The organism is Acaryochloris thomasi RCC1774 (assembly GCF_003231495.1).
Lineage (GTDB): Bacteria > Cyanobacteriota > Cyanobacteriia > Thermosynechococcales > Thermosynechococcaceae > RCC1774.
The window spans coordinates 124,327-148,064 of record NZ_PQWO01000010.1 but is presented as its reverse complement, the minus strand read 5'-3'; the positions used below and the strand labels follow the sequence as shown (position 1 = coordinate 148,064).

Below are 23,738 nucleotides of genomic sequence, written 5' to 3'. Positions count from 1 at the left end.
TGTTAGCCGAGCTGGACGTCGATGGGGGCAATTGTTTGTGCGATCGCAACTAGCGGCAACTGCTGTGGATAAATTCCCTGCAGCTTAATTTGCTGAATCTGTCCTTCTGAAAGGGGCACTTTGAGCTGACGGGCAACGGCATTCACAACATCGCCTCGATCGATCACCCCTGCGACGTAACCTGCGGATGTGAGGACGGTGATCTGCCGGAGTCGGGAGCGCTCCAGATGCTTTATGACTTCTAGTAGAGGCGTTTGCTCCTGGACCACGTGCTCTTGGGCCACGGGCAAAAATCTCGAAATCGACTGGCGCAGGGTGCTGGCTGTGACATCCCAGGAGTCTCGGGTCATGGCGTCAGCGGCCACCAGCTTCAGTAATGCACCCTGAAGATTAGTGAGCTGGCCGTAGCGGTTGGCGTTGCGCCAGATAAAGCCCCCGATCAGCGCCATCCACAGGCCGCCCCACTGCCCAGCTGTGATTGTGAGGGTAAGGCCAGTTGCGATCGCAACTCCTCCCAACAACTTTCCACTGTAAGCCGCCCAGCGAAACCCCTGTATGCGATCGCCTGTGATCTGCCAAATGATAGCCTTCAGCACCTGCCCGCCATCGAGGGGTAGCCCTGGAATCATATTGAAGAGTGCTAGGGCTAGGTTAATGGTTGCTAAGTTGACGGCAAGTTGATGGATTAAGCTACCGCTGGGGAATAGGGGCGTTAGGGTACTGAATATACAGAAAAGAATTAAGCTGACTGCTGGACCTGCGATCGCAACCTGCAGCGTCTTCCCTGGTGAACTGGATTCACGTTCAATTGCAGCCACCCCACCAAAGCAAAACAGCGTAATTGACAGCACCTTAATGCCCTGAGATTGGGCGACGACGCTATGACCTAGCTCGTGCAGTAAGACGGAAGCAAAGAGCAGCAGCGCCATCACAAACCCAGCTAAAAATCCGGGAATGATGCCAAACCGGGGGGCGAAGGTCAGTGCATTGGTCGTCGTCAGCAGCACCATGATCACCAACCATGATCGATCAATCAACAGAGGAATCTCTACGATTGAGCCAACGCGGACCCCTGAATTCATCACCCACCTCGCAAATCGTGCACCGAACGCTTCTAAGCCTTGCAGCATTGCTATCTTCCTGTAGCCTACTGTAAATTTTGGATGGGCCTGAGCAGAGAAGAAATTTTGAAGAAATTACACTTAGCTATTTCTACAGACAAGATAGACGAAACAGTCAAAGACTACAGCAAACGCTTTGGCGCTTCTCCCTGTTCGGTCATCAATGGTGAATATGCCCTATGGAGAACTGAGTCGCTTAATATATCCATTCGCTATGACGCCAATGCACCTGGAGCACTCCGGCACTTGGGCTGGGAGGATGCCTCTGCACCAGAATTTAGTGAAGAGACAGATGTGAATGGCATTGTTTGGGAGCGTTTTAGCGCCCAGCATCAGGCAGATGAAATCAACGCTTTATGGCCGTCAGCAACTTATCAGCCAGAATTGTGAGTTCTAAAAATAGCGATACTGCCAATCCTGGACTCACACCACTCATATAGATCAAGCTCAGGCTGTGGTTGCTGCTGGTGAAGCTACGATTAGAGAAGCAAGAAATGACTGGAGCACCTGATGACACAGCCGATTCTGCCTGATTCAAAAAAGATAGATAAGACTGTATCCGCGCTAAAAAAAGTCTGCCATCAGTTTGACGAGTTGAACATTACTCTGGATGAATTGATAGCTCAAGTTGATATAGAAATACAAAAAAATCCTCTGACTGCCTATCGATCAGAGAAAGATCTTAGTGTGGAGCAGACATAATGACTGCAGCGCGTGTGATTCATAGCGATCCTGATATCCTGGGCGGCACCCCTGTCTTTGTGGGGACTCGTGTGCCGATCAAAACTTTCCTAGATTATCTTGAAGCGGGCGATCCACTAGATGAATTTTTAGACCACTTCCCAAGCGTCAACCGCGAGCAAGCGATCGCGGCCCTTGAACTAGCGAAGGAAATGCTGATGGCCTATGCGAATGAAGCGTAAACTTTCCGATTACGAGATCTGTACGGTCGTTGAAATGGGGTGGTCGGGTAAAAAAATGGTGAATTGCTTAAATTGATGACTCAAGAAGGGTTCACGATCCTGCTCACCACAGATCAGAACTTACGTCATCAGCAAAACTTGCAGCAAGCGGGTGTCGCCGTTGTTGTCCTTGTCGCCTCCAGCAATAGGCTTCCTGATCTAGTTCCTTTGATTCCAGGCGCCTGTAATGCACTGAATACAGTCGCTCCGGGAGATGTGATAGAGGTTGGAGGTTTTTAGGATCCTTCCCAGCTTCACAATGAGGCCAGCAAGCCTGACTGAAAAGATTTTAATTCATGGTTGTGTGTGATGGGCAATGGATGACGTTCGGTGCCGTCAACGATTTGGAATATCTTCCAGAACTTGTCAGAATGAGGGCGCAGGTCATCCGATCTGAGTTCACCTATTGAAATCACAAACGACTATGGCTGATTCTGATTCTTCCACTCCAGCATCAGAGCTGACGACCGAAGCCACGCCCGCTGCGGAAGAGAAAGGTAGCGCTGCTCGCCAACTGCTCGGAATGAAGGGTGCGGCAGGTGAGACCAATATCTGGAAGATTCATCTGCAGTTGATGAAGCCGATTACCTGGGTGCCCCTGATTTGGGGCGTTGTCTGTGGTGCGGCATCATCCGGTCACTTTGTCTGGAAGCCAGAATATGTTGCGATTTCGCTGCTGTGTATGGTGATGTCCGGTCCCTGTTTGACGGGCTATACCCAGACTATTAATGACTACTACGACCGCGAGATTGACGCTATTAATGAACCCTATCGACCGATTCCTTCGGGGGCGATTCCGCTACCGCGCGTGATTGTGCAGATTTGGGTGCTGCTGATTGCCGGAGTTGCGATCGCATATACCCTAGACAAATGGGCCGGTCACACCTTTCCTACCATCACGGTCTTAGCCATTGGTGGTTCCTTTATCTCCTACATCTACTCTGCTCCACCACTAAAGCTGAAGCAGAACGGCTGGCTCGGGAACTATGCCCTAGGCGCAAGCTACATTGCTCTACCTTGGTGGGCGGGTCAAGCTCTATTTGGTGACCTAAGCCTCAAGGTGATTATCCTGACCCTGGTCTACAGCTTGGCGGGCTTAGGCATTGCGATCGTCAACGACTTCAAGAGCGTTGAGGGTGATGCTCAGCTTGGTCTGCAGTCGCTCCCCGTCATGTTCGGAATTACCACCGCTGCCTGGATCTGCGTCTCTATGATCGACGTGTTTCAGCTCGGAATGGCTGCGTACCTGATGAGCATTCACGAAAACATTTATGCCGTAATTTTAATCCTGCTGGTGATTCCGCAAATCACCTTCCAGGATATGTACTTTCTGCGCGATCCCCTCAAGAACGATGTCAAGTACCAAGCGAGTGCCCAGCCTTTCCTCGTCCTCGGAATGTTGGTGACGGGTTTAGCCCTGGGTCACGCTGGCGTTTGAGCCATCTAGATCGCACGGAAACAGACACAGATTAAGATTGGAATAGAGCACCCACTCTTGGGATGGCCCTATTTATTCACCTGGACTACAGGTTTGTAATATGTAGCACTAATATTTACAGGGTTCTACGTCAGTAGAACTGTGTCTGTGTAATGTATTCAGCGATGAGTGCGCTTATGAAATTTCTATACACATTGATGGCAGGGTTAACTGGAGCCATGGTTACCCTGGTTCAGCCCTTTGCTACCAACTATCCAGCCTTTGGTCAAGTTACAGAAAAGGAAAAGGTTAAGGAAGAAAAAGTTTACCTAACCAACCAAGAAGCTATTGACCAGAAAAGAGCAGAAGAAGTTCACGAAATTGCCAGAAATACTACAGCTTTCATTCAAAATAGTCAGGATCCCGAGCACTTTGCCTCTGGAGTGATTATTGCGAAGAAAGGCAATACATATGCAGTTCTGACGGCAGCTCATGTACTAGAGAGTGATGCCCCATTTACTGTCAAAATTAAAGATGAGTTTCAATACCCAGTCCAAAATGTTCAAAGATTTCCAGGTCTTGACTTGGCAAGATTTCAGTTCGAAAGTGACGAAAATTATGATGTTGCTCCCTTAGGTGAATTTGAGCAAGTTCGAGAAGCTGATGAAGTTCACGTCGCTGGCTATCCAACGCCTGGACTCAACATTCAAAACCCTGTATTTTTTATCACGACAGGTAAAATTACTACCCTTTTTCCTAAAGCAGGACGAGATGGATATAGTGTTGCCTACAGCAACTTTACGCGTAGTGGCATGAGTGGCGGCCCAGTTTTCAATCGGTATGGCCATGTGATTGCTATTCATGGGCGCAAAGAAACGAACGAAGATGGGAGTGTTCCTGATCAATGGGTTAATCTTGGGATTCCCATTTTTCGATATAAGGAGGGGCTCCAAGTTGTTCAGCAACCATCCTTTCAACAAAGACATTTGTGGCTTTCTCTTAGACATCAATGGGTAAGACACAGATTTGTACGCCCAAAGAATGCTTACCGGACACCAATGCGTTCTTATCCTAGTCTTGATATGAACGAGACTGAACTAGAGAAGCCTAAAGGCAAAACGGCAAAGACAGCAAAGCCGACCGTGAAGCGCCGGACCAAAGCTAAATCAGCGCGAAATATTCTGCGGCAAGCAAAGCCAAAAGCTAAAGCGCTGAAAACAACAAGAACCAAGGCTCAACGCAAAAAAGAGCCCCAGCCAGCTCAGAACGGTCAGCAACTTGCAAAGCCGATCATGAAGCGCCGGGCTAAAGCCAAACCGGCACAAAATATTTCGCAACAAGCAAAGCCAAAAGCTAAAGCAACGAAAGCAACAAAGCCAAAAGCGCAACGCAAAAAAACAACCCAGTCAGCTCAGAACGTGCGGCAGCCTACAAAGTCGACCATGAAGCGCCGAACTAAGACCAAACCGGCACAAAATACTCTGAAACAAGCAAAGCCAAAAGCTAAAGTAACGAAAGCAACAAAACCCAAAGCGCAACGCAAAAAAGTAACCCAGTCAGATCAGAAGGTGCGGTCATCGGCAAAGCCAAAGGTGAAAAATAAACCATCGCAACCAAAAAAATCTAAGGCTAAGTAGAAGGATTAGGCTCAGTTAGCCTAAGCTATTCTGCAGGGTTGTTTGCGGTTAACAGTGGAAGATTATTTGAAGCCACGGGCAAACTTTTGCTCAATGGGCAATCGGCGGAGCGTGCTGATAATCGATGCCCCGCATTTGTTTTGACTGCTTACACTGATACAGAGCTAGTTCAGATCGACGTTGATAATTGAAAAATTACTGTCAAACTGACGCTGTTCGTCTAAATGTTCTGACTGCCAATCCATAGAAGTATTGCCGGACTGCAGCGCTTTTTCTTTCTCTTCTAGCTTGATGCTGGAGTCTGTTGGCTCAGCCTGTGCCTGAAAGAGAGCCGGATTGGAGGGGGTAAGTGGGCCACCCAGGGCTGCAGCCTTCTCTTGCTGGGGCTTCGATTGTGCTGATGCAGGGGAATAGGCAAGCGTTAGGCTAGATGCGATCGCAACACCCAAGCAACCCAAAACAGTTTTTTTCAGTGAGGTCATGATTCTTCCCAAAGCTAAAAGATGGTTTCAAAACCGGTATGGCTTTTGTCAGAGACGATTCAAATGCCTGGGTTTACCCTCGGCTCCGATCGTGGCTTGCTCTTAATATTGACCATTGGCACAATAAATCTACGCTTCGCGTCAAATAGAAACAGCGTGAGCGGCAATCCTTTGTCATGGCCCAACGAAGTCAGTACACTACAAAAGACCTACAGCAATTGATAGAAGCAATGCCCGAGGCAAAAATTGGCATCATTGGCGGCAGTGGCCTTTATAAAATGGAGGCGCTGACTGATGTTGAAGAAATTAAGATTGAAACTCCCTTTGGTGATCCCTCCGATGCCTTTATTCTGGGAACCTTAGACGGCCATCGCGTTGTCTTCCTCGCTCGCCACGGCCGCAATCACCATCTGCTGCCCTCTGAGCTACCTTTTCGGGCCAATATCTACGCCATGAAGAGTCTGGGGGTTGAGTATTTGCTGTCGGCCTCGGCGGTCGGTTCTCTGCAGGCCGAAGCCAAACCTCTGGATATGGTGGTGCCCGATCAGTTTATTGATCGCACGAAGGACCGAGAGGCGACGTTCTTCGGTGATGGAATTGTGGCTCACATTGGGTTTGGCGATCCGATTTGTCCGTCCCTAGCTGGGGTTTTGGGAGATGCGATCGCATCTTTAAATCTCCCCGACGTCACCCTGCACCGCAGCGGTACCTACATTTGTATAGAAGGCCCCGCCTTCTCGACCAAAGCAGAGTCAAACCTTTACAGAAGCTGGGGCGGCACTGTGATCGGCATGACCAACCTCACCGAAGCGAAGCTGGCCCGTGAAGCCGAAATAGCCTATGCCACCTTAGCGCTGGTCACCGACTACGACTGCTGGCACCCTGAACACGACAGCGTCACCGTTGAGATGATTATTGGCAACCTGCAGCTCAACGCTAAAAATGCTCAGCTCGTCATCCAGTCCACCGTGGAGCGACTCAGCAAAAATCCGCCGGATTCTAAAGCCCATCGCGCCTTAAAGAGCGCCATTTTTACGCCCATGGATCAAATCCCAGAAGCTACTAAACAGAAGCTAGCGGCACTGCTGAAAAAATATCTGTAGCATTCTCTCGTTAGGCTAACCTGCTCTCAGATTCTCCTGACTACGTTTCATGCCGTCTCCAGTTCCGTTGCCTCGTCGTAAATCCTTGCCGTCCAGGCAGCTAATCAAAGCTGGGAAGATTGCCTTACTTCTTTGGTTGACGCTCATTGTGATAGCGCTGGTCAGCTATTGGCTTGGCATGTTCCCGATTTTGCAACTGCCGCTGCGCCCGTTTGGCGTTTTTCTTGCGATCAGTGGCCTGATCTGTGGGGTGAGTGGCTGGCTCTGCGGTCGCCCCACAAAGAAACAGATTGTCGGGGTGGTTTGCATTGTTTTTATCGGCCTCAACATGGTGGCTTTTACGGGAGCCTATGCCTTGACCCACTCTCCAACGCCGGGGCAATGGGGGCTGGGCAGGCCCAAACCTCAGAGTTCTCGACAACCGACCGATCTCGGACTGGCCTATACCTCGCATCGCATTCGCGTTAACAAAGCCGAATGGATAGAGACTTGGCTGATTCCCAATCCACAGCCTCAGGGAACGGTTTTACTGTTCCCCGGCAATCATGGAACCAAAGGAGGACAGCTACTACCCCCTGCGCAGGTTTTCCATGACCTCGGTTACAGTTGCTTGCTCGTTGATTTTCGAGGGGCGGGTGGCTCCAGCGGCTACAAGACGAGCGTGGGTTTTTGGGAGGCTGAAGATGTTGCTCTAGCCCTACAGCAGGCGCAGCAGCTCAATCTGCCGCAGCCGCTGATTTTATACGGCGTATCGATGGGGACTGCCGCCATTTTACGGGCGATGGCCGTTAGTGAAGCTCCTTTCTCAGAGACAGGCCGACCGGAGGTCATCGCAACCCACAAGGTCCAACCCGCTGCCATCATTCTGGAGCTACCCTTTAGCCGTTTGACTCAGGCTATCAGAAGTCGATTATCCCTGTTTCCGCTGCCCACTTCTCCGATGGCTGAGCTATTAGTGTTCTGGGGCGGCATCCAGCAGGGCTTTAATGGCTTCACCCATGACCCAATTACCTACGCCAAGCAGATCACCGCTCCAAGCCTCATTCTTCAAGGGCAGCAAGATCCGTGGACAACACTTGCCGAGATTGAAGCGCTACAGAAACAGTTTCGCGGACCCACACAGCGCGTTGTCTTTCCGACTGCAGGGCATCAGCTACTGGTGACCGTTGATCCAGACCTTTGGCGTCAGGAGATTGACCAATTTCTGAGGGACAGCCGGTCCTAAGATAGAGTAGTGCCGTTATAAGTGAAGCCTATGCCCTGGTTCGTCAAAATTGAGCGGGGAATTGTCGATAAACAAACCTTTGATTGTCATGTACCGGCTCACCTTGAATACGTCCAGGCACTAGTGGAGCGAGGACATCAGGCGCAAACGGGATACTGGCGCAACAGCGCTGGGGGGATGCTGTTGTTTGAAGCTGACTCCCGGCAAGCAGCGGAATCTCTCGTTAAGCAAGATCCCCTCGTGGTTCATGGCTGCGTTGACTATGATCTGCATGAGTGGGTGCAGGTTAATCAGAATCCGTGAAGATCGCCTACTCTTCACAGACAGAATCGTGGCGCAGTAGATAGTCCAGAATGCGATCAAGGCGCTCAATGGCGGCCCCTGTTGATGCTTGATTTTCCTGCAGTCGAGGGATAACCGTGCTTGCAAGCTGTCCCATACTGGTCGCTAAAGATTGCTGGCTTTCAAGTAATGCTCTTTGGTTCTCGATCAACGTTCGCTGTGAGTCGGCAAGAGTCCCGACATGAGTGATCACCTGATCGACCTGCCCGACCATCCGGTCCATTTGCCCGGTTACGCCTTCTATACGCTGCGTCAGCTTCCGTAAAGACGTCGCAAACTCGAGTTGTGCCTGGGTCACAACCTCTAGGGTTAGGTCAACGCGCTCAATGTGATTTTGAGGGAGTTCAGTCATGCTGTGATGCTCATATTTAAGAGAGAGTGGTGTCGTCGTCGACGCTCAGAATCAGGATCTAAAGCTGCTGGGCAGGTGGCCAAGGCCGCAATATAGTCGGGGGGAAGTCCATGGGTCATCGCACCGGAGAGCATCAAGTCCAGATACCATCTGTAGGGCTTTAGCCCTGTGGCCAGCTTGATTGCGCGATAGGTCAATATTTCTTGTTCTCCCAGAGCCGATTGAACAGTGACTCGGTGGTGTTCATAGCCAACGCCGAGACTTTCGGCTTGATCCAGTGGCCCCAGCTCACAAGGATCCATCCGATAGACTACGCCGTACACGCGCTGGTGGGGGTGAGGTTCAATATTGGCTTTACCGGAGCCGTCTTTGCCCAGCTTATTGAAGACAAGATGCTGTCGCTCAATGTGGCCGCTTGTCACGGCTGTGGCGGAAGGAACACGCTGCTGCAGCCGTGCCGTCAGCATGTTAGAGCCATAGGCGAAATAGAGCACGGTTGAGGCTAGTCTGATTGAGGCTTGGGCTGGCCTTTACGGGAGCCATGTTGGAGCCAATCTTGCTGAAAATTGTGGCTTAAGGACCGAGACTGCAGCTGCAGCTGAGAGCGCTGCATCATTAGGGTTGCCATCAAATCGGGACCTGCTTCTTGAATGGCCTGAGTCAGCGTGGCTTCAGGCTCGGCCAAACGATGCTGATCTTCATCAAGGATTGTGATGCGACCGTCGACCCAATCTAGGTTCTGGGATAAACGCTCTGTTGTCTGGGCTAGGCGAGCTAGGGACTGAGATAGCTCTTGATTTGTTGCGGTGAGCTGGGTGAGCAGCGTTGCCAGGGGACTGCGAGTAGGGGAATCTGACATGATCTAGGTATATCTATGTAGTTCTGGGTGCAAAAGCTGGCCACATGCGTGCCGGGTTGCTCGCCTCAACAGTGAATTCACTGTAACTTGGATCGTCTCTATTCTGGCAACAGAACCGGGAATTGTCGATTTTGTCAGAGATCGTTGATGCTTCTAAGCGGCGGCCATCAAGATTCTCAATGGTTAGGATGGAGAAAAGTAAGAATGACGACGGAAGTCAAAAGCGGGGTTGCTATGGCTGTAAAGGCAAGAATTTTCGGGAGTTTGGTGGCGAGTCTGGCGGCGTTTGTTCCCTCTGCGACACAGGCTGTCCAACTGGCTGACGGTACGGTGCATTTTGTTGGGGTTCCGCGTCTGTTGCAGGCCCGCACCACGAATAAAGATGCAGGTGACTTTGGAGCTACCTACTACTTCACGCTCAGTGTTCCTGATGATGCAGGCGAACCGCTGCAGCGGGTTATGTTTGAGCAGCGGGAAGGGCTAAATCGAGTTAAATTTTTGCCCCAACGAACACGGGCATTTGCCGACCAGCGGCGGCGGCAGCCTGTGATCCCCAGCGATGTTCAGATTGATGAGCAGGGGAGGGTCTCAGTTTGGTTCGATCCACCCATTGCGCCGGGTGAGACGTTGGTGGTGGGTCTGCGTCCGCGCCGGAATCCCTACACCGATGGTGTCTATTTATTTGGGGTGACGGCGTTCCCAGCAGGAGAGAAAAGTCAGGGACAGTTTCTCGGGTTTGGGCGGCTCCATTTCTACGATAACTTTCGGTTTCACTCTGCTTGGTAAATAAGGTGTGAGGGTGGGATCAGCTCTGGGCTGACAGTTCAGAAAGTGGCACTTGCGATCGCAACCTTCTCCCTACTCCCCTGTAGATTATTAGGTGTGAGGAGTGATTTATAAAGAAGCTCTTGGAGTCGAAACAAGGAAAGACGCCCGAGAGCTTTTTTTTGTGCAAAATTCAGCTTTCAACGGTGGACACTCAACGAAGTGTCACTAAGTAACCGCATAAGCGTAGTGGCAACCACTACATTTGTGAATGTGAGGAGTGATTAGCAAAACAGCTCTTGGAGTCGAAACAAGGAAAGACGCCCAAGGGCTTTTTGCTTTTTAAAGTTTTGCCATCAAATCCAATCCAATAGCAAAAACGGTTCTAGAACGGACAGGAACTGTGAGAGACATCATAGGTCTTAGAATGCTGAAGCGTTCCCCATCGTGATAATCTCCTAAATTGTTGTTGGTCATTAAAAGCATATGCTGCCGGTTCTGTCTGCTCTGTTGATTGCCCAATCAGCCCCCGCCCCCCAACCTGAAGTTATCGTTCAACCCCAAGAGGTGCGACCGTTAACCGGTGGCTTAGACAATGTATTAGTCTTCAACAGCAACAGTCCTGAAGTCGTGCAGACCGAAGGCATTTTACTCTCAACCTTCCCCGGCACCGATAAAGCCGTGCCCGCCGCTCACCTCAACCAGCTTTTAGGCGGGCGGTTCGATGTTTTTACCCATCATATTGCCAAAGCTACGGGCCCCGATGATTTGAAGACGCTCTATATGGGCGTGCTCCTTCATAATCCAGGCCCTCAAGAAGTACGAGTGGACGTGCTGCAGGCGGCTAGCTACCTCAGTCAGCCCGACGCTCCCTTTATCGAACTACCGGCTGTCTCCGAGAATCCTGACGGGAAAGTCTATGCCGGCCCAGGGGGCCGCGCTACTGATACTGTTCTGCGCGGCCAGCGACAGGAAAGCTGGCCTGCACAGTTGACGATCCCCGCCGGAGAAAGCCGAATGCTACTGAACATTCCGATTCCGGTACGTGAGCTTGATCCCCCGATTAATGGTCGCTCAACGCTGGCAAGATTGCGGAGTTCGGGCAATGTCTACGCGGCCAGTCTGGCGATGTTTGCGCGCACCGATGCCGCAGGTGCTGAACGCGCCCCGACCCTAGAAGAATGGGAAAAGCTTTTAGAATCCGGTCAACTTTCAGGGCCTAGAGACAAAACGCCCACTCCCACTGGGGCGCGACCGGTAATCTATAGTCGTGTGGCCGGAGTGGCCCGTGGCTCGGTTTGGCGATCGCAACTGGCCGATGCCGACGGCTTCAAGCTCAACATTCCAGACCCGGGCAAAGCTTTCTCCTACGTCGTTAGCAGCGTGGATAACGGCACCTTCGGCACCGGTCAGGTTCAGAGTGCGCCAATGCTGGTTCGCTACCCGGATACTGCCTATGCCGCCCACGGCAATTACGGCATTCAGTACAGCTTGAGCCTGCCGCTCCATAACCCCACCAGTCAGCCCCAAACGGCGACGGTTAAGCTGCAGACAGCTCTCAAAAATGATGATAAAACAGGCAATCTACAGTTTTTTGATAACCCCACAGAGCGCGTCTTTTTCCGGGGAACTGTACGGGTTCGCTATCAAGACGATCAGGGGAGTCCACGGACAAGGTATGTTCACCTCGTTCAATTTCGCGGGCAGCAGGGCGATCCCCTCGCCACCATGAAGCTCGATCCTCAGTCAACAAAGCTGGTTCAAGTTGACTTTCTATATCCCCCTGATGCCACACCGCCCCAGGTGCTGACGGTCGAGACGATGGCTCCCTAACGTTTGCTGAAACCCAGGACTGTCTGAACCGAATGCACGCTTGAACCGTGAGTTATGCTGACGAGTAAGGGTGTGTCTCCAATGGGCCTGTGGGTAGAGACCACCGCTTAAGGAGAGTAGTTCAAGATGTCAAACTCAGAAGAGTCGCTGGCTCCGCTTGAGGCTGCGGTAGAAATCCTTGGCGATGATCATTCCTCCTCGCCGGGAGAGCAGCAGCGAGATTACGTCGCTAGAGTTCGGGCCAGTAGAGTGCTTAAACGCTATCAGTCTGGTTTTACGCCTAATTTGTTGCCCCACGCGGACCTGATGGCCTTCGACGCGATCTTTGCCAGCAAGGTGATTCTTAAGCTGCTGTATCTGAGCCTGGCGGAAGATGCTCGGTGCTCAGTTGGTGAACAACGCTCAGCCTATCAACAGGCAGAGAATGATGCGATCGCATCTAAAACAAGGGTGGCTCAGTCAAGTGGCAAACTCCTCTATCAACTGGGTGGAACTTCCCTGCTGGAGACCATTATCGAAGACTGGATTCCCGAGCTAGATCAACGTAGCCTTCGTGCTGCTTGGCAGACCTATCTGGGATAGCGCAGCCCCCACATGAGGTGAAGGGAGGAAGAACGACTCTCTATCTTTCACCTTCGGGGATCAGATCACAGGCATACCTAAAAGTCGGATGATGATTACTCTACTTTCTCGGCTGTAGGGTTCCCAAAAACAAGCAGGCTGACGCTAACCTCCAACATTAAATTAGAGAATCAAATATTCCGTAACAATAGGCAATGTTCAGTTACATGATTCTAAAGAAAGTCTGAACCCTCTCGCGGTATAGGGGATTGCTAAAAAACTCTCTCCTTCGATGTTGCAGAGTTGTGCAAGAGGCCAAAAGAGCCAAGCTGGGATCGTTAAGATTAAAGGCAAGTCATCCTTAGTTTAAATATTCAAAGTTACTTGGGCGTTATAAGGAAAGTTTGATAATGACCAGATGAGTCATTAAATCTCTGAGGATGTCAGTGAATCCTTTTTAATATCATCTTATGAAAAATAAAAATACATCAGCTTTGGCCTGTCGGCACTGCAAACACTTTCACCATGAGGGGCGACGCGGTGGAATTTGCCAACGGCTTGATGTTCATGTTCGAGGAGACTGGAAGCCCTGTCCTCTAATGATCCCCAGCTTCACAACATCTTGGGATCAGTTGGAAGAGAGGCTGCCGCTACAGTGGCAGGATGCAGTTCACGAGGCCGTGCCCGAGCTACCGATCCAGGCTCCAGAGAAGGTTCTCGCTGAGGCTTTATAAGCTAGCAGCGCTTTCTTCAAAGGCTGCATGATTTTGTGGAAGCTTGGCGATAGAGGTTGGTATTTCTTAAAAACAAAAAGGCTCAGGGGCGATCGTTGTCTGGGCTTTTTTGCTGCCTTGGTGGCGAGGGGTGGAGCAGGTTCAGGCCAAATTTAGTGATCAAAATTTGGTCTCGAAGCTTTTGCGGTAGCCACCGGCGCAGGAACGCAAGCCAACGGCTATGGTGACCGAGCACAATCCAGGCTGGGATCTGTTCTTTTGACAGATCGTTAACAAGTTGCTGAGCATAGGTCTCTGTCGATGTGGCATTTTGCTGAGAAGCCATCGCCCGCGCTCGAATCTTGTCCATGATGGTCTCATAGCGTGAGGGCTTTGCTAGCGTATTTGCCAGTCGCTCTGTTGCGGCATTGCCAATGTTGGACTGAATTGCGCCGGTTTGCACTAGGACAACGCGAATATTGAAGGGAGCTAGTTCGATGCGCAATGCTTCTGATAGAGCATGAAGTGCGGCCTTAGACGCGCAATAAGCTCCGGCGAAGGGCGTCACTAGAATCCCGGAAGCGCTGCCAATGTTAACGATCGTGCCGCTGCCTTGTTCAATCATGTGAGCCGCGACCTGCTGAATCAGCGCTAGCGGTGCAAAAACATTGGTGGCGAACTGAGCCTGGACTTCGCTCTGTGGCATTTCAAGCAAGGGACCGACGGCGGCGTAACCGGCGTTATTGATCAGCAAATCGATTTTGCCAGCCTGATCCCCGATCTCCCTCAGGCAGTGGGTGATTTGAGAGGTGTCTGTGACGTCGAGCTGGGCAATGTTGAGACCGGGCTGTTGGAGAGATGCGATCGCATCCACCCGCCGAGCGGTGGCATAGACACAGTAACCTTGCTGCCAGAATTCAAGGGCTAAGGCCCGTCCGATGCCTGAAGAGCATCCGGTGATCAACACTACAGGAGCATTGATGGATGACATGATTCGTCGAAGAATAGCGTTGCTTTTAGCTTAAGGGATCAGAGCAGACCTTTAATTTTTGCGATATTCAAAGCATCTCCAAAAGAATCTGTGGCAAACTCTTGCTCATGAGTATCTTCACGTCTCTGCTTAACTTTTCCTACGCCCACTGCCTTTCGATCTGTGGCGTTCTCGTACCTTTCTCGCTATTGATGACCTTTACGAGTCTCTATCATGTGGGGGCTAGGCATCCGCGCCAGCATCTCTACTTGACTGCAGGCTTAGCCAGTCTCACCGCTAGCTTCATGATCTTCCATGTTTGGAGCTGGTGGATTATTGGTGTAATCATGGTGCCCACGTACATTTTGTCGATTGTGGCGGTTGTGTGTTTGGCGATCAATAGCTGGGCCATCAGTCATCAGACCAGTCTGTTACAGGTACTCATGCCCTGTGTTGCAGTCTCTCGCTCCGCCTATGCAAAGTTAGTGCACCGTTAGCGCTTCTCTCTTTGCAGTTGTTGTGGTCTCTTTAGTCTGTGTCGGTTCACTAGATAGAGTTCTGAGACTTGGACATGCAGAAACTTAACCGAATGCATCATATCCGTCTCATCTTTATTGCGTTGATGAGCGCTTTCATATTGCTGCTCTCAGGAGCGCTCTTGCCCACGGCCGGACAAACGCAAATCGATACATTTGAGCAGGTTTGGGAAACCGTCAACGATCATTTTTTTGACCCCAATTTCAACGGCGTCAACTGGAAAGACATCCGCAAAAAGTATAAATCTCAGGCTAAGCAAGCTCAATCTCAGTCTGAGCTGGCACCGATCATTAATCAAATGCTCTCTGAGCTACAAACTTCGCATACCCATTTCTATATCCCCGATGATCCAAAGTATTACCAACTCGCAGGCGTTTTTCTGCCGAGGAGCTCTAAATTGCAGCAGAAGCTACGACCTTTTCTAGCGGATGACAAACCTCAATACAGCGGTATTGGAATCTTTACTCAACAGCAGAACGGTAATATCTTCATCAGTGGAATTCTTGATGGCAGCCCTGCCTCGAACGTAGATCTACGGGTGGGCGATCGCATCCTCAGTGTGGGGGGACAGCCTTTCCATCCCATTCGGTCTTTTGCGGATCAGGTCGATCAACCCGTCAAAATTTTGATTCAGCGGACCCCGACAGTCGATAGCCAAATAGAAGTTACCGTTAAGCCCAAGCTGTTTGACGGTATCACTATGTTTTTGGACGCTATGGACGCCAGCATTCAAGTCATTGAGCAAGCAGGACAGAAAATTGGCTATGTCCATATCTGGTCTTATGCGGGTGATCAATTTCAGGAAAAGTTAGAAGAAGAGTTATTCTATGGTCGCTTGAAAAATACAGATGCCTTTATTCTGGATGTCAGAGATGGATGGGGAGGTGCTTCGCCTGAGTATCTCAATATCTACAATCCTCGCAACATCCCACTGACTGGCTCTAGCCGTAACCGCCCTTCTTCAACCTGGAATTCGGCTTGGAGTAAACCCGTGGTGCTGCTGGTCAATGAAGGGAGTCGCAGCGGCAAGGAAATTCTTGCCTATGGGTTTCGCAAGCATGGGATCGGACCTGTGGTCGGCGCTCGAACAACCGGCGCAGTTGTTGCCGGAACTCTGTTTGCAATGGAGGACGGGAGTCTCTTATACGTGGCGGTTCAAGATATCTATCTTGATGGAGATCAGCGTCTTGAGGGGGTTGGCGTTGCTCCCGATATCGACGTTCCGTTTTCGGTGCCCTATGCCCAAGGTACAGATCCTCAGAAAGACCGAGCGATTGAGGCTGTGCTGGAAGTGGTCGGCCAAAGTCAGTAGTTTGAGTTCTTGATAGAGAAGAGACCGGGTCGTTGCGGAAAGCGTAATGCGGAAAATAGGGACTCTTGACATGCCCGTGAGATATTGAGGCAGAGACCTTCAACCTAGCCGCAGATTTGTCGTCGGCAATGATCTTGTCGTGAATGGGCGAGTTTCCAGAACTGTCTGTTCTGCGGTGTCCAGCATCTCCTTCCCAAGGTTCCTGTAATGGATTTGTTTGATCACCAGCGCCAGCAGCTCATTGAATCTGAAGCCCCCCTTGCCGCGCGATTGCGCCCGCATACACTAGATGAATTTGTAGGGCAGTCTGCCATTGTGGGGCCAGGTCGGTTATTGCGGCGGGCGATTCAAGCCGATCAGCTTTCATCCCTAATCTTTTATGGCCCCCCTGGCACCGGGAAAACGACGCTGGCCCGGATTATTGCCAACACGACGCTGGCTCACTTCATTTCGATCAACGCGGTGCTGGCTGGCGTTAAAGCTATTCGTGAAGCCGTTGATACCGCGCAACACCTGCGAGGGCAGCGCAGTCAACGCACGATTCTTTTCGTAGATGAGGTCCACCGGTTTAACAAGGCTCAGCAAGATGCTCTGCTGCCCTGGGTCGAAAACGGAACGCTGATTTTGATTGGGGCAACGACGGAGAATCCTTACTTTGAGGTCAATAAAGCTTTAGTTAGTCGCTCTCGTATTTTCCAGCTCAAGCCACTGGCTCCGGACGACCTAAGGCAGGTTGTGCATCGGGCTTTGGCGGATCAAGAGCAGGGGTACGGCAAAAAAACGATTGAGCTGGAACCTGAAGCCCTGGTGCATTTGATCAATATTGCCAATGGCGATGCTCGTGCTTTGCTGAATGCGCTGGAGCTAGCGGTGGAGACGACGGAGCCAGACGTGACAGGTACGATCGCAATTACACTTGCGATCGCAGAGGCATCTATACAACGACGGGCAATTTTGTACGACAAAGAAGGCGACGCTCACTTCGACACGATCAGCGCCTTCATCAAAAGTATGCGCGGGTCTGACCCCGACGCAGCGATCTACTGGCTAGCGCGGATGGTCTATGCCGGAGAAGATCCGCGATTTATCTTTCGCCGGATGGTGATTTTTGCTAGCGAAGATGTGGGACTGGCCGATCCGCAGGCGGTGGGGGTGGTGATGGCCTGTGCTCAAGCCTTTGATCGCGTGGGTTTGCCGGAGGGCCAATATCCTTTGGCTCAGGCGGCTTTGTATTTAGCTGCAGCCCCAAAATCTAATAGCGTCTTGGGCTACTTTGATGCGCTTTCTGCGGTGGAGAAAGAACGGGAAATGGAGGTGCCCAATCCGCTGAAGGATGGGAGTCGGGACAGCAAACAGTTCGGCCACGGTGCCAACTATAAATATCCCCATGCCTACCGCGATCACTGGGTCGCCCAGCAATATTTGCCCAATAACCTCCAGGGGCAGGTTTTTTATCAGCCCTCTGATCAAGGTTGGGAAGCTGAAATTGCAGCGCAGGTTTCACGAAGGCGGGAGGCTCAGCTTGATAGTGGTGAGTCGATGGCGGATGTGGTGAGCTACAGCCCCGTCAATCATGCTCAGGATCGGTGGCTGCAGCGAACAATTGGGCAGGCTGGAAACCATGCAGGGGAGATACGCGATCGCATTTTCTCTCTAACAAAACTTCAGCGACATCACGTGGTGTTAGACCTGCAGGCCAGAACCGGACTCCTAACTTGGGAAGCCCTGCGCCAAGTGCCAGAAGGCAGCGTTTATGCTTGTGTTGCAGATCTACAAGCGGCGCAGGATTTGAAGACCCAGGCCACAAAGTTGCCCGAGCTGCAGCGGCCCATCGTTGTACAAACGGCACTGCTCGATCTGCAAAAGACACTTCAGGATCAGCCCTTTGATGCGATTGTGGGGCGCAATGTGTTGATGGGGCATGAGCAGCAGTCAGAGATTGCGGCGCAGTTAGTCTCTTTACTACAGCCAACGGGAAGAATCATTTTGGCTGAGAACGTTCCCAGTCAGAGTCAGCGACTGTATGACTTGGTGGATTTGCCCAATGAGCCGGGACTCTACGATCGCTGGGTGGCGGCGGAGGAATGTCTTTATGATGTGGGAGATTTGGCTGCAAATCCTGGGGGGGTAGAGCAGCTTTTTGAGGAGTTGGGGCTACAGGTAGAAGTAATTTTAGAAGAAAGTAGCTTTGATTTATACGTGACAGCGCAGCTTTTGGAGCGGTGGTTTTCTTCGACATCGGAGCGGTTGTCTTATCGGGACCGCTTGTTGGTGCATTTGTCGGAGGGGGAAGTGGGAGAGGTGCGATCTCAAATGACCCAACAGCTCCTCAACCAAACCATCACCTGGAAGACTCAGATCGCCTACATTTCGGCTTTTCATTCAGCATGATGAGCTACTTCTCAACAGTTACGGGATAGCTATAATAGCTAAGTACTTTACTGGATCAAAAAATAGCCCGTTTACCCGAGTCGTATTGATGCAACTTGCCTTTCCTCCAGAGATTGAAGCTTTCGTTCAGCGCCAACTGAACAGTGATAAATATCAAAGTGTTGAGGATCTGATCCTCGCTGCAGTTGAACTGCTACAACAGCAGGAAGATATCTATCAAGGGCGTTTAGGTGAGCTACAGCAAGATGCCATGATCGGTTGGGAAGCATCTCAGCAGGGGCAGACCATAGATGGTCCTACCGCTATGTCTCAGGTTCGAGCTAACTTACGAGACCGCCGTGAGTCAAGTAACACGTGACTCCTCAATTTCGCCTAACTGAGCCTGCCGTTAAAGATATTGAGCAGATTGCAGATTACATCGCACAGCAGTCCAATCTAGACCGAGCCGAACAGTTTTTAGCAAAGTTGAATGACAAGTTTATAAAAATCACTCAATTCCCAAGCCTGGGGCGGCAGCGGAATGAAATTTTGCCTAACTTGCGCAGCCTTTCCCTTGAACGTTATCTGATTCTATACATGCCAATCGGCGAAGATATTGAGATCTTGAGGGTCGTCAGTGGTTATCGTGACTTATCAGCTCTATTTGATAATTAGTTTTGATTGTTTTACTTAGCTGATTCTCATGTTCCATCATTGCAATCAAAGAAGCGTTCGCCGAATCTTTACTTATCAACCTCAAGAGGAAGATAACAATGACAGCCACTCTTAATTTGACTGAGTTACCGGAAGAAGCACTCTGGGCGTTATTTGATGCGTTGGAGCCTGGAGAAACGAAAACACAGGTTTTGCTAGAACTGACTCAAAGGCCAAGCTGTATTCAAGCTGATGGATTAACGACTGCAGATATCAAACGGGTTGTTCAAGCTGACTGCCTGGTTGAGTAGGTTCACCTTGCTCTGCTTGTGACGATATTTTTTGGCTGTCTTGCGCTTCCAAGGACACTTGCATGCGTTGCGATCGCAAACGCCCCAACAGCTCCTCAAGCACATCATCTGGAACGCTCAGATGACCGATATTTCTGCTGTCTCTCTGAATGCTAAGCACAGGCATCGAGAGGACTGAGAACACCTTTTCCTCCTTTGTTGAGAACATGGGTATAAATCATAGTCGTTTTGACATCCTTGTGACCGAGCAATTCTTGAACAGTACGAATGTCATAGTTATTTTGGAGCAAATGAGTTGCAAAGCTGTGTCGAAAGGTATGGCAACTGATTCGCTTATTGATGCCTGTTTTTCGAGCTGCCTGTTTGACAGCTTTTTGCTGACTACTCTCATTGAGATGGTGTCGGCGAGTCATTTGACTGCGAGGATCGATTGAGCGCTGACTCGAAGGGAAAACGTATTGCCAGATCCATTGACGATCTGCATCGGGGTATTTGCGTTCTAGCGCATAGGGTAAATAAACAGAACCATATCCTTGTTCGAGATCTTGCTGATGCAAGCGTTTCACACCTTGTAAATGTTCTTTCAGAGGATCTGCGATACAGACGGGTAGCATAGTGAACCGACTTTTGCTCCCTTTTGCCTCTCTAACTGAGATCTGGTTCTGAGAAAAATCTAGGTCTTTAACCCTTAGCCTCAAAGCCTCTTTTAATCGTAGACCGCTACCGTACAGTAGTTGAGCAACCAATCGATAAACGCCTGAGAGTTGAGCAATGACAGCAAGAGCCTCGTCTGGCGTTAGCACTGTTGGTAAATGTTGGGAACGCTTGGCTCGAATGGCATTAATGTTTTCTCCTAGATCTCGATGTAGAACATCTCGATAGAGAAAGAGCAAGGCACTCAGCGCCTGATTTTGAGTGGACGCCGCCACATGGTCATGTACGGCTAGGTGAGTTAGAAAGGCTTCGACTTCAACAGGCCCCATCATATTAGGGTGCTGCTTGTTGTGAAAGAGAATAAAGCGACGAATCCAGTTGACGTAGCACTCTTCCGTTTTATAGGCATAGTGTTTGACGCGAAGTCGGTCGCGAACTTGGTCAAGCAGCTTTTTTGGGCGAGCTTCCATAAGGAGCAGGACTTCCAATTGATAATCGACTCGATATCAATCATAGAAAAACCGATCCTAAAGAACACGAGGATATATACGGATTTTTTCCGTATAAGATCCTGAAATCGGGATGATATACAGAAAATTTTCCGTATAAACACCTGTGGTGACATGATATGTGGAATACAATCCATATAAAAACCTATTGGGACTGTATATCAGGATTAATTCCGTATAATAAGTAGTTAGACTCCTAAACCTTCATCCAAATCCCAGTCTCGCTTTCAAGCATTCGGTGGCTTCGCTTTAATTCTCTGAGTTTCAATTGCTGAGTGTTTCGGTTGAGGCGCGTTACGCTTTGAATTTCTATTGCGAAGTGGGCTTGTTTTGGGTGGGTCAGTTATGATCCAAAAGAGTCTGCTATCAGTGCTAGTTGTGTCTAACCAGCCCATGCAAAGGACGCTCGGCTGAAGCAACTCGTTACTCTTTAAATGTTTTTGCTCGCGCCCCTGATGGCCGAGCCGTTATCCTTCTCAAGAAAAATTCTTTGCACCGTAGAAAGTTGTTTGCTCTTAACGAGCTAAGCAAGTGCAGACTCAGTTGTTTGGTGCCGATGTTACCGTGAGCCGTTCTGAATCAGTATCAAACCATTTTCCACGTTATCTCATGCCCTGCCCACAAGGGCACGAGTTCAGATTTAATAAGCGGCACTTCATCAGGAATACGCCAAGTCGATTTGGTCAAAGTAACCTGTTCATTATTGCGTGGGAGCTGATAAAAATCTGGCCCATAGAAGCTGGCGAAAGCTTCAAGTTTATCCAGTGCATCAGCACGCTCAAAAGCTTCTGCGTATAGCTCCAGTGCATGTAGAGCTGAAAAGCAACCCGCACAGCCACAGGACGTTTCTTTGCTGTTGCGAGCATGAGGGGCACTATCAGTCCCCAGAAAAAACTTAGGACTGCCAGAAGTCGCAGCTTGCAAAATTGCTTGACGATGCTCTTCAGCCTTTAATATGGGCAAGCAATAAAAATGGGGTCGAATTCCCCCTTTAAACAGAACGTTGCGGTTAAACAATAGGTGTTGTGGTGTGATTGTTGCAGCCACGTTGTCCGCAGCCAGGACAAACTCCACCGCATCTGAGGTGGTGATGTGCTCCAGCACGATCCGCAGGTTAGGAAATCGCTGTTTGAGAGGAATCAAATATTTCTCGATAAAGACTTTCTCACGATCGAACACATCAATATCTTGATCGGTTACTTCCCCGTGGAGCAATAGAGGCATGTCTACCTCCTGCATTGTTTTGAAGATGCGATCGCATCTCCGAATATCCGTTACCCCAAAATCTGAATTGGTCGTAGCCCCGGCTGGATAGTACTTGACTGCCTTAACAAACTGGGACGCTTTGGCCGCGATAATATCTTCAGGGCTAGTGTTATCGGTGAGATAGAGAGTCATCAAAGGCTCAAACTGTCTGCCAGCCGGAATCGCTGCGATAATCCGATCTCGATAGGCCGCCGCGTCTTCTACCGAGCGCACGGGGGGCTTCAAATTTGGCATGATGATAGCGCGCGAGAACTGACGCACCGTGTGCGGCAAAACCGCCTTCAGCACTTCACCATCACGTACATGTAGATGCCAGTCGTCGGGTTGGGTTATGGTGATTTGTTGCATTCTTTAATCGTAAAGTAACTCAAAACTATCGGCGGCTGAGAATAATCCAATATCTGCGAAGCTGTGAATGTGTACTCATTTGCTTGTATCTCAGGAACCTCAGCTGCAATGGATGACAGTGTACGACAGCTAGAAGATGCGTTTACAAATCAGATCAGTGATCTCCAGGTCAAGAGTCACGGCAATATAGTCAAGCTGCTTCCAGATGATCTCGAAGGCAGTCGACACCAGCGATTTATTGTGCAACTCAGTTCAGGAAAAACCCTGCTGATTGCCCACAACAGTGACCTTGCTCCCAGGGTAAAATCCGTCCAGCTCGGTGACTATGTCGAATTCTATGGTGAATACGAATGGAATCCTGAATGGGGTGTCATCCATTGGACTCACCAAGACCCAACCAAACGCCATATTGGCGGATGGATCAAGCACAACGGCAAGGTTTACCAGTAGTCACACCCAAGTTGTAAATCTCCTGGATTTCCAATACGTCTCTAACAGCCTTTTCGCACCAATGTTTTGGGATCTGTCTACGCCGGGTTCAAATCGCCCACCCTCAAGAACTGCCCGATCGTATATTCCAGAAGCGGTCAATTACGGATGCGCAATCGTTCAAGCCATCGCGCTAGGCAGCGGGAAAACCATTAATTTTCTTTAAGGCAGAGCGTAGCAGGGCGGCTTTTCAAAGCCAGTAGAATTACTTAAAATCGATCATCAAGCTAAGCTGTAAAGACAATCATAAATTAAACGCATGAGCGAGCAGACCCCCTACGAGCAGCTCGAAGTTGCAGAAGATGCAACCTTCGACGATATCCAATCCGCCCGCGATCGCATGTTCAAAGTCTATCAAGACGATGAGCGGAACCGAGCGCAGGTTGAGGTGGCCTACGACGCCATTCTTATGGATCGACTGCGTAAGCGCCAAGAAGGCAAAATAAAGGTTCCAGAAGGGATCCGGTTTGCAGAGCGGCTCACGGATAAGCAGCCGAAACTGTCACTGCCCAGAGTGAACCCGTCATCGTCCTGGATGCAGCGGACGATGGATACCCCCAACACCCGAGAAATTTCGATACTGGGCGGTACCTACGCGGCTCTCGGCCTCGTGGGCGTCTTGGCTCAGCAGAACGGTGCGGCCAGCCCTAGCGTTCTACAGTTCTTGCTCGCCATTGGCTTTGGTATCAATCTCTATTGGCTCAACCGCAAAGAACAGAAGCTGGGACGGGCGGTGCTGCTCTCCCTCGCCGCATTGGTCATTGGCGGACTAATTGGAGCTGCATTCCTGCAGGGCTTCCATCAAAGTGGCCTGCTTGCGGGAGCGGCTCAAGACGATGCCGTGATTACCGTGGCCGTTCTGTTTATATTTTGGTTGGTGAGTAGTTTCCTCCGCTAGGGAGCGGCTCCAGCTCTCTATGCTAGGCAATGAGCATACGTTCGCAAG

Annotated in this window: 28 protein-coding genes and 1 pseudogene; 21 read left to right on the top strand and 8 right to left on the bottom strand. The window is 50.3% G+C overall.

Going from position 1 to position 23,738, the window contains the following annotated elements:
* Nucleotides 1-2 precede the first annotated feature (2 nt).
* Complete coding sequence (locus C1752_RS16215; RefSeq protein ID WP_110987155.1) at nt 3-1,082, bottom strand: site-2 protease family protein; 1,080 nt, start codon at nt 1,080-1,082, stop codon at nt 3-5.
* A gap of 105 nt (nt 1,083-1,187) precedes the next feature.
* On the opposite strand from C1752_RS16215, the gene C1752_RS16210 reads away from it, so the two are divergent.
* The 6 genes and pseudogenes from C1752_RS16210 to C1752_RS16185 all read left to right on the top strand — a co-directional run bounded on the left by C1752_RS16210 (nt 1,188) and on the right by C1752_RS16185 (nt 5,137).
* A complete protein-coding gene (locus C1752_RS16210) occupies nt 1,188-1,511 on the top strand; it encodes a VOC family protein (RefSeq protein WP_110987154.1) in 324 nt (107 codons plus the stop codon).
* 120 nt (nt 1,512-1,631) lie between these two features.
* On the top strand, nt 1,632-1,823 hold the full coding sequence (locus C1752_RS16205; protein ID WP_110987097.1) for a hypothetical protein: 192 nt from the start codon (nt 1,632-1,634) through the stop codon (nt 1,821-1,823).
* The gene (locus C1752_RS16200; RefSeq protein ID WP_110987096.1) at nt 1,823-2,044 is read left to right on the top strand and encodes a DUF433 domain-containing protein; all 222 of its coding nucleotides are present in this window, start codon (nt 1,823-1,825) and stop codon (nt 2,042-2,044) included. Before C1752_RS16205 ends, C1752_RS16200 begins: the two co-directional genes overlap by 1 nt.
* Nucleotides 2,028-2,323 (top strand): annotated as a pseudogene (locus tag C1752_RS16195) (hypothetical protein). Before C1752_RS16200 ends, C1752_RS16195 begins: the two are co-directional and overlap by 17 nt.
* Nucleotides 2,324-2,507: 184 nt before the next feature.
* Nucleotides 2,508-3,521 carry a chlorophyll synthase ChlG gene (chlG, locus tag C1752_RS16190; protein ID WP_110987095.1) on the top strand — a complete coding sequence of 338 codons (1,014 nt, stop codon included), beginning with the start codon at nt 2,508-2,510 and terminating at the stop codon, nt 3,519-3,521.
* A 176-nt stretch (nt 3,522-3,697) separates the two neighbouring features.
* A complete protein-coding gene (locus C1752_RS16185) occupies nt 3,698-5,137 on the top strand; it encodes a S1 family peptidase (RefSeq protein ID WP_158535112.1) in 1,440 nt (479 codons plus the stop codon).
* Nucleotides 5,138-5,301: 164 nt separating this feature from the next.
* Here the strand turns inward: C1752_RS16185 and C1752_RS16180 are convergent, their stop codons facing one another.
* Nucleotides 5,302-5,619: a hypothetical protein gene (locus C1752_RS16180; RefSeq protein ID WP_110987093.1), complete on the bottom strand. Its 318-nt coding sequence runs from the start codon at nt 5,617-5,619 to the stop codon at nt 5,302-5,304.
* Between the two features lie 230 nt (nt 5,620-5,849).
* Here C1752_RS16180 and C1752_RS16175 point away from each other — a divergent pair, with 230 nt between their 5' ends.
* Genes C1752_RS16175 through C1752_RS16165 form a run of 3 tightly spaced genes read left to right on the top strand, consistent with a single transcriptional unit; the run spans nt 5,850 to nt 8,250 of the window.
* Nucleotides 5,850-6,722 (top strand): S-methyl-5'-thioadenosine phosphorylase, encoded by an 873-nt coding sequence (locus C1752_RS16175; RefSeq protein ID WP_110987153.1) that lies wholly within the window; start codon nt 5,850-5,852, stop codon nt 6,720-6,722.
* 49 nt (nt 6,723-6,771) lie between these two features.
* A complete protein-coding gene (locus C1752_RS16170; protein WP_233501642.1) occupies nt 6,772-7,947 on the top strand; it encodes an alpha/beta hydrolase in 1,176 nt (391 codons plus the stop codon).
* 30 nt (nt 7,948-7,977) lie between these two features.
* On the top strand, nt 7,978-8,250 hold the full coding sequence (locus tag C1752_RS16165; RefSeq protein ID WP_110987092.1) for a YciI family protein: 273 nt from the start codon (nt 7,978-7,980) through the stop codon (nt 8,248-8,250).
* Between the two features lie 7 nt (nt 8,251-8,257).
* On the opposite strand, the gene C1752_RS16160 is transcribed toward C1752_RS16165, so the two are convergent.
* Genes C1752_RS16160 through C1752_RS16150 form a run of 3 tightly spaced genes read right to left on the bottom strand, consistent with a single transcriptional unit; the run spans nt 8,258 to nt 9,500 of the window.
* Nucleotides 8,258-8,641, bottom strand: a complete 384-nt coding sequence (locus C1752_RS16160; RefSeq protein WP_110987091.1) for a hypothetical protein — start codon at nt 8,639-8,641, stop codon at nt 8,258-8,260.
* Nucleotides 8,638-9,135, bottom strand: a complete 498-nt coding sequence (locus tag C1752_RS16155; RefSeq protein WP_110987090.1) for a gamma-glutamylcyclotransferase family protein — start codon at nt 9,133-9,135, stop codon at nt 8,638-8,640. The genes C1752_RS16160 and C1752_RS16155 overlap by 4 nt, the downstream gene beginning before the upstream one ends.
* Before the next feature lie 8 nt (nt 9,136-9,143).
* Nucleotides 9,144-9,500 (bottom strand): hypothetical protein, encoded by a 357-nt coding sequence (locus C1752_RS16150; protein WP_110987089.1) that lies wholly within the window; start codon nt 9,498-9,500, stop codon nt 9,144-9,146.
* A 204-nt stretch (nt 9,501-9,704) separates the two neighbouring features.
* On the opposite strand from C1752_RS16150, the gene C1752_RS16145 reads away from it, so the two are divergent.
* The 4 genes from C1752_RS16145 to C1752_RS16130 all read left to right on the top strand — a co-directional run bounded on the left by C1752_RS16145 (nt 9,705) and on the right by C1752_RS16130 (nt 13,393).
* Complete coding sequence (locus C1752_RS16145; protein WP_110987088.1) at nt 9,705-10,286, top strand: DUF2808 domain-containing protein; 582 nt, start codon at nt 9,705-9,707, stop codon at nt 10,284-10,286.
* A 465-nt stretch (nt 10,287-10,751) separates the two neighbouring features.
* Complete coding sequence (locus C1752_RS16140; RefSeq protein ID WP_110987087.1) at nt 10,752-12,098, top strand: DUF3370 domain-containing protein; 1,347 nt, start codon at nt 10,752-10,754, stop codon at nt 12,096-12,098.
* A gap of 126 nt (nt 12,099-12,224) precedes the next feature.
* On the top strand, nt 12,225-12,680 hold the full coding sequence (locus C1752_RS16135) for a hypothetical protein (protein ID WP_110987086.1): 456 nt from the start codon (nt 12,225-12,227) through the stop codon (nt 12,678-12,680).
* A 449-nt stretch (nt 12,681-13,129) separates the two neighbouring features.
* Nucleotides 13,130-13,393, top strand: coding sequence for a hypothetical protein (locus C1752_RS16130; protein WP_110987085.1), 264 nt, complete (start codon nt 13,130-13,132; stop codon nt 13,391-13,393).
* A gap of 82 nt (nt 13,394-13,475) precedes the next feature.
* Here C1752_RS16130 and C1752_RS16125 read toward each other — a convergent pair whose 3' ends face one another.
* Nucleotides 13,476-14,363, bottom strand: coding sequence for an SDR family oxidoreductase (locus tag C1752_RS16125; protein ID WP_110987084.1), 888 nt, complete (start codon nt 14,361-14,363; stop codon nt 13,476-13,478).
* Between the two features lie 107 nt (nt 14,364-14,470).
* Between C1752_RS16125 and C1752_RS16120 the strand changes: the two genes are divergently transcribed.
* From C1752_RS16120 to C1752_RS16095, 6 genes are all read left to right on the top strand, one after another.
* Nucleotides 14,471-14,839 (top strand): hypothetical protein, encoded by a 369-nt coding sequence (locus C1752_RS16120; protein WP_110987083.1) that lies wholly within the window; start codon nt 14,471-14,473, stop codon nt 14,837-14,839.
* A 74-nt stretch (nt 14,840-14,913) separates the two neighbouring features.
* On the top strand, nt 14,914-16,191 hold the full coding sequence (locus tag C1752_RS16115) for a S41 family peptidase (protein ID WP_110987082.1): 1,278 nt from the start codon (nt 14,914-14,916) through the stop codon (nt 16,189-16,191).
* Nucleotides 16,192-16,398: 207 nt separating this feature from the next.
* Nucleotides 16,399-18,582 carry an AAA family ATPase gene (locus tag C1752_RS16110; protein WP_110987081.1) on the top strand — a complete coding sequence of 728 codons (2,184 nt, stop codon included), beginning with the start codon at nt 16,399-16,401 and terminating at the stop codon, nt 18,580-18,582.
* A gap of 88 nt (nt 18,583-18,670) precedes the next feature.
* The gene (locus C1752_RS16105; RefSeq protein ID WP_110987080.1) at nt 18,671-18,940 is read left to right on the top strand and encodes a ribbon-helix-helix domain-containing protein; all 270 of its coding nucleotides are present in this window, start codon (nt 18,671-18,673) and stop codon (nt 18,938-18,940) included.
* Nucleotides 18,937-19,236, top strand: a complete 300-nt coding sequence (locus tag C1752_RS16100) for a type II toxin-antitoxin system RelE/ParE family toxin (RefSeq protein WP_110987079.1) — start codon at nt 18,937-18,939, stop codon at nt 19,234-19,236. The genes C1752_RS16105 and C1752_RS16100 overlap by 4 nt, the downstream gene beginning before the upstream one ends.
* 98 nt (nt 19,237-19,334) lie before the next feature.
* Entirely contained in the window at nt 19,335-19,526 is a 192-nt protein-coding gene (locus C1752_RS16095) for a hypothetical protein (RefSeq protein WP_110987078.1), read from the top strand.
* A 152-nt stretch (nt 19,527-19,678) separates the two neighbouring features.
* Here the strand turns inward: C1752_RS16095 and C1752_RS16090 are convergent, their stop codons facing one another.
* A complete protein-coding gene (locus C1752_RS16090) occupies nt 19,679-20,650 on the bottom strand; it encodes an integron integrase (RefSeq protein ID WP_110987077.1) in 972 nt (323 codons plus the stop codon).
* A gap of 624 nt (nt 20,651-21,274) precedes the next feature.
* Nucleotides 21,275-22,303: a dihydroorotase gene (gene pyrC / locus C1752_RS16085; protein ID WP_110987076.1), complete on the bottom strand. Its 1,029-nt coding sequence runs from the start codon at nt 22,301-22,303 to the stop codon at nt 21,275-21,277.
* Between the two features lie 87 nt (nt 22,304-22,390).
* On the opposite strand from pyrC, the gene C1752_RS16080 reads away from it, so the two are divergent.
* Both C1752_RS16080 and C1752_RS16075 read left to right on the top strand, forming a co-directional pair.
* Nucleotides 22,391-22,753 (top strand): DUF3465 domain-containing protein, encoded by a 363-nt coding sequence (locus tag C1752_RS16080; protein WP_370664154.1) that lies wholly within the window; start codon nt 22,391-22,393, stop codon nt 22,751-22,753.
* Between the two features lie 298 nt (nt 22,754-23,051).
* On the top strand, nt 23,052-23,690 hold the full coding sequence (locus C1752_RS16075; RefSeq protein WP_110987074.1) for a CPP1-like family protein: 639 nt from the start codon (nt 23,052-23,054) through the stop codon (nt 23,688-23,690).
* Nucleotides 23,691-23,738: the final 48 nt, after the last annotated feature.

Coding starts and splice junctions, on each gene's coding strand:
- C1752_RS16105 (WP_110987080.1), top strand. CDS start 18,671: ATGCAACTTGCCTTTCCTCCAGAGATTGAAGCTTTCGTTCAGCGCCAA.
- C1752_RS16090 (WP_110987077.1), bottom strand. CDS start 20,650: ATGGAAGCTCGCCCAAAAAAGCTGCTTGACCAAGTTCGCGACCGACTT.
- C1752_RS16075 (WP_110987074.1), top strand. CDS start 23,052: ATGAGCGAGCAGACCCCCTACGAGCAGCTCGAAGTTGCAGAAGATGCA.
- C1752_RS16140 (WP_110987087.1), top strand. CDS start 10,752: ATGCTGCCGGTTCTGTCTGCTCTGTTGATTGCCCAATCAGCCCCCGCC.
- C1752_RS16145 (WP_110987088.1), top strand. CDS start 9,705: ATGACGACGGAAGTCAAAAGCGGGGTTGCTATGGCTGTAAAGGCAAGA.
- C1752_RS16120 (WP_110987083.1), top strand. CDS start 14,471: ATGAGTATCTTCACGTCTCTGCTTAACTTTTCCTACGCCCACTGCCTT.
- C1752_RS16200 (WP_110987096.1), top strand. CDS start 1,823: ATGACTGCAGCGCGTGTGATTCATAGCGATCCTGATATCCTGGGCGGC.
- C1752_RS16215 (WP_110987155.1), bottom strand. CDS start 1,082: ATGAATTCAGGGGTCCGCGTTGGCTCAATCGTAGAGATTCCTCTGTTG.
- C1752_RS16125 (WP_110987084.1), bottom strand. CDS start 14,363: ATGTCATCCATCAATGCTCCTGTAGTGTTGATCACCGGATGCTCTTCA.
- C1752_RS16130 (WP_110987085.1), top strand. CDS start 13,130: ATGAAAAATAAAAATACATCAGCTTTGGCCTGTCGGCACTGCAAACAC.
- C1752_RS16110 (WP_110987081.1), top strand. CDS start 16,399: ATGGATTTGTTTGATCACCAGCGCCAGCAGCTCATTGAATCTGAAGCC.
- C1752_RS16165 (WP_110987092.1), top strand. CDS start 7,978: ATGCCCTGGTTCGTCAAAATTGAGCGGGGAATTGTCGATAAACAAACC.
- C1752_RS16185 (WP_158535112.1), top strand. CDS start 3,698: ATGAAATTTCTATACACATTGATGGCAGGGTTAACTGGAGCCATGGTT.
- C1752_RS16150 (WP_110987089.1), bottom strand. CDS start 9,500: ATGTCAGATTCCCCTACTCGCAGTCCCCTGGCAACGCTGCTCACCCAG.
- C1752_RS16115 (WP_110987082.1), top strand. CDS start 14,914: ATGCAGAAACTTAACCGAATGCATCATATCCGTCTCATCTTTATTGCG.
- C1752_RS16180 (WP_110987093.1), bottom strand. CDS start 5,619: ATGACCTCACTGAAAAAAACTGTTTTGGGTTGCTTGGGTGTTGCGATC.
- C1752_RS16160 (WP_110987091.1), bottom strand. CDS start 8,641: ATGACTGAACTCCCTCAAAATCACATTGAGCGCGTTGACCTAACCCTA.
- pyrC (WP_110987076.1), bottom strand. CDS start 22,303: ATGCAACAAATCACCATAACCCAACCCGACGACTGGCATCTACATGTA.
- chlG (WP_110987095.1), top strand. CDS start 2,508: ATGGCTGATTCTGATTCTTCCACTCCAGCATCAGAGCTGACGACCGAA.
- C1752_RS16095 (WP_110987078.1), top strand. CDS start 19,335: ATGACAGCCACTCTTAATTTGACTGAGTTACCGGAAGAAGCACTCTGG.
- C1752_RS16170 (WP_233501642.1), top strand. CDS start 6,772: ATGCCGTCTCCAGTTCCGTTGCCTCGTCGTAAATCCTTGCCGTCCAGG.
- C1752_RS16205 (WP_110987097.1), top strand. CDS start 1,632: ATGACACAGCCGATTCTGCCTGATTCAAAAAAGATAGATAAGACTGTA.
- C1752_RS16135 (WP_110987086.1), top strand. CDS start 12,225: ATGTCAAACTCAGAAGAGTCGCTGGCTCCGCTTGAGGCTGCGGTAGAA.
- C1752_RS16175 (WP_110987153.1), top strand. CDS start 5,850: ATGCCCGAGGCAAAAATTGGCATCATTGGCGGCAGTGGCCTTTATAAA.